We start from the raw sequence: 3,685 nt of genomic DNA, 5'->3' as shown, positions 1-3,685 counted from the left end.
ATGATAACGTTTCGTTCTTAGAAACATTTTGGGTTAGCCAGCGTTTAAAATCATCTTCTTTTGACATAAACAGCCCATCCAGATTGTCTGTCTGTTTCTTCTCGCCGTACTCATTAAATTTAATATTTTCAGGTAATGAATCATCCCCACCTACCACTGTACTGAATCTATAAAATAGGAGATTTGTTAGATCCGTATTTTTCCTGTAATCTTCATCAAGTCTTTTATTATCTGGATACTTAGCGATTACAAATAATATATCGTGTAACCCCTTTTTTTGAGGTGAAATTTCAAAGGGTATTTCTAATGTTTCTCCGGCTTTCATTTTAAAAGTGAACTCTTTACTCGCCTCTCTATTGTCTACTTTGAATTTTTCCTGTTTATAATNNACATTATCTTGTATACTCTGTCTTTCTCAATCAAATTACCAATTGTAAGGAATTTTTTTATACTTTGATTTTCTTCTATTTCAAGATTAAATTTCGGTTCAATATTTCCATCTAAATTATATAACCCTAAACTAATTCCCCCACTCTTGGTGTTTGGCATTTTATCTCTATTAGCAGTACTTTCAATTTTGGAATTAAAAGATGTATTCTCTAATTTAATACTTGTTTGTTGTGGTTTCACTTCTTTTTCTACCCCTTTAGAGCAACCACTTATTAACAAAAGGACTATTACAATAATTACATAAAAGGAAGTTTTTCTTTTCACGCGATCACCTCGTTATAATTTGATAAACAGGAAGAGCAAATTAGAAATTTAATTCTAATTTGCTCTAAAGGATTATTATCAAGTTCCTTATGTGTCCGGCTCCCAAGTCTGGTAACCACTATGTTGAAACTTGTGGTTACCATAAGTTTCACCGTCTTCAAACCAAGTCTCACCTGCAAAACCTTGCGCCCCTGCATGTGAAGAATTATAATTTCCTTCGCTTGATGAAGTTTTAAATATACCATTCACATATATTTTAGCTTTAGCATAAATGTAATCAATTGATTTTTTTGAAGACCTACTACTACTAGTATACGAGTCTGAAGTAGAAATTCCTCCATTTGAATAAGAAAAAGTTGATTTTGCAGCATAATACGGTGCTGCTGCTAACGTATTAGCATTAGGATTTAATGATGCTGGTGAAAATGATTTACTTGAAACCTTAGCCTTATCATGAACAGTCGATTCCACCTTTTTCTCTTCCGCTTGGACTAAGCCATTAAACGGAAGTATAAGAAAGGCAGCCGCAGATAGTGACGCTATAATTTTTTTCATATTCATACTCCTTTCTTAGTATAAATTTACAATTAAAACTTAGTAAAATTTATTATTCAAACTCACGGAACGTAAGTTTCAGTGTACCAAGACTGGTATCCAGAGAGTTCAAATTGGTGGTCTCCATAAGCCTCATCATCTCCGACAATCCAAGCTCCTTTGTTTATCTCGGCGCCTGCATGACTGGTATTATACTGTTCGTCGGCTTTACTACCACGAAATCCACCATCTACATAATGCTTTGTCTTAGCATAAATTCGAGTAATAGATTTTTTCGCAGACATTGAACTGCTTGTATATGAATCAGATGTACTCCATGTTCCACCTAATGAATACTGCCCAGATTTAGCACGCCAATACGGTGCTGCTGCTAGTGAGTTTTTTTCATTCGGGTTTAATGATTGTGGTGTAAAGTTTTTTTCAGGTAGCTTGTTATTATCATAAACTTCTTTTTTTACAACTTGTTGACTATTTTCTTGACTGTCTGCAAATGCGCCAGTTGGAATTAACAAAGCACTTGCTAAAGAAAATCCTAAAATTGCTTTTTTCACAATAACCACTCCCTTCAAATTCTTAATAAAGAACAATATTTTGAAACAAAACTCTATTACAATTTTTAGTAAAGCCAGCTATTATTCTCTTTTATAAGAATAGCCGAAAGGTTATTTGGCATATCCAAAAATACACCACTAATCCTTAATAACAACCCCATTGTAATTTTTTATAATAAAGTAATCAAACCCGAAAAATACACCGCCAGTCCTTAATAGATTAATTAATGTGTAGAGGTTTAAGGTGACAGAAAATGCACCACCAATCCTTAATTGATTAATTGAGGTTTGATTAAAATACCTCATTAAACACCAATTTACGATAAATAAAAAGAATACATTTTGAAAAAAGATTGATCATTTTCTGCCTATGATCTACTACAATCGCGCCCAATCGGAAGATTATTCCAATATTACTTTACAGTAGTTCTATTTCACAATACCCCGTAACTCAAAAAAAGCCAAACACCATTCAACTATATCAATGGTCTTGGCTCATTTTATTCTCTTATTTGTTGTAAGTTAAGGAGATGTCAGCAATCACTGGGAAATGATCGCTTGGAAATTGTCCATTCTTCTGATAGTTAACGATTTCAATTTCATTAGTTATAAGGTTTCCTTTCCCGAGAATCCAGTCAATACGGTTGTCAGGTCCTTTACCAGTCGGATCAACAAAACCATTAAATGTTCCTAATTCTTCATTGATTCTTGTCTCAGCTGTTTCCCATAAATCGTCAAATGCTCCGTCACTTGTTAAAATTTGGTGTGGAAGACTATCTAGTCCAGCATTGAAGTCGCCTGTTAATATAACCGGTAACTCTGGATCAAATTCTTTTGTTACTTCAAGAATTAATTCTGCACTTTTTTCTCTTGCATTGGCGGATTGGTAATCAAAGTGTGTATTGACGAAATAGAACTGTTGGTTGCTTTTTTTATCAAGAAACTTAGCCCAAGTAACCATTCTTGGAATATTGTTTCCCCATGTTTTTGAACCATTTACTTCTGGTGTATCGGATAACCAAAAATGATCATACTCTAGTACGGTGTAATCTTTTTCTTTATAAAAAATAGCAGAGTATTCTCCGCGATTTCCGCCTTCACGACCTAAACCAATCCAATTATACTTAGGTAAAGTATTTTCTAAATCTTGTAGTTGTGTATATAACACTTCTTGTGTCCCAATGATATCAGGATTCTCCATATCAATCAGTCTTTTAATGGTAGGAACCCTTTCATCCCAAGTGTGTGGTGATGGATCATTGTTATTTTTGTATCTTAGATTAAAAGTCATCGCTTTTACATCTACCACCGTCGACTGGTCTTTGTTTTCTGCAGCAAACCCAGTTAAAGTTCCCGGGAACAAACCACTTAGGAAAACTAGTAAACCGGCTACCACTAAAAATAGGGATTTTAAAACTTTCTTCATTCTAATTCCTCCTCGTTATTTAATTATGTATTACAGTTAAAGCATACCTTTTCTATGTTAAGGAAATGTTAATATTAGTTTTAATTGTTGGTTTTGAATAAAGTTTGATTCAAAGTATGCTAAAAATGTTGTTTTTATTAAAGAAGAACTCTTCATATTTTGAAAAAAGATTGGTCAAAAATAGATTCATTGTTGTGAATTAGTGTACAAATATTATAAAAAAGTTTGACCAATTTTTTTTGTAAAACTTACTAGAAAAATATATGAATATCTTTGACTGTTTTTGTAATTTATTGTGAAATAATATACATAGGAAGGTATTTTAGGGGAAATATAGAAAGAGTATGCCTTTCAGCTTTTAAAGGGCTAAAGCATATCCTTTTTGTTATTTAAAGGGGGAGAAAGAAAAAAGTATGAAGGATTTAAAAAGAAAAAGTAT

3 protein-coding genes and 1 pseudogene are annotated in these 3,685 nt (G+C 32.8%); all 4 read right to left on the bottom strand.

The genetic code is table 11. The annotated features are described in order from the left end of the window. Positions 1 to 325, bottom strand: a pseudogene (locus tag V7038_RS28345) (hypothetical protein); the annotation flags it as partial. A 476-nt stretch (positions 326 to 801) separates the two neighbouring features. Next, positions 802 to 1,269: a hypothetical protein gene (locus V7038_RS28340; protein WP_335696001.1), complete on the bottom strand. Its 468-nt coding sequence runs from the start codon at positions 1,267 to 1,269 to the stop codon at positions 802 to 804. A gap of 62 nt (positions 1,270 to 1,331) precedes the next feature. After that, complete coding sequence (locus V7038_RS28335; RefSeq protein WP_070129433.1) at positions 1,332 to 1,820, bottom strand: hypothetical protein; 489 nt, start codon at positions 1,818 to 1,820, stop codon at positions 1,332 to 1,334. Between the two features lie 508 nt (positions 1,821 to 2,328). Then, complete coding sequence (locus V7038_RS28330; RefSeq protein ID WP_335696000.1) at positions 2,329 to 3,246, bottom strand: endonuclease/exonuclease/phosphatase family protein; 918 nt, start codon at positions 3,244 to 3,246, stop codon at positions 2,329 to 2,331. Between the last annotated feature and the right edge of the window lie 439 nt (positions 3,247 to 3,685).

Source organism: Bacillus sp. JJ783, from assembly GCF_036963225.1.
GTDB lineage: Bacteria > Bacillota > Bacilli > Bacillales > Bacillaceae_G > Bacillus_A > Bacillus_A cereus_U.
This window is presented reverse-complemented; position numbering and strand designations above follow the sequence as displayed.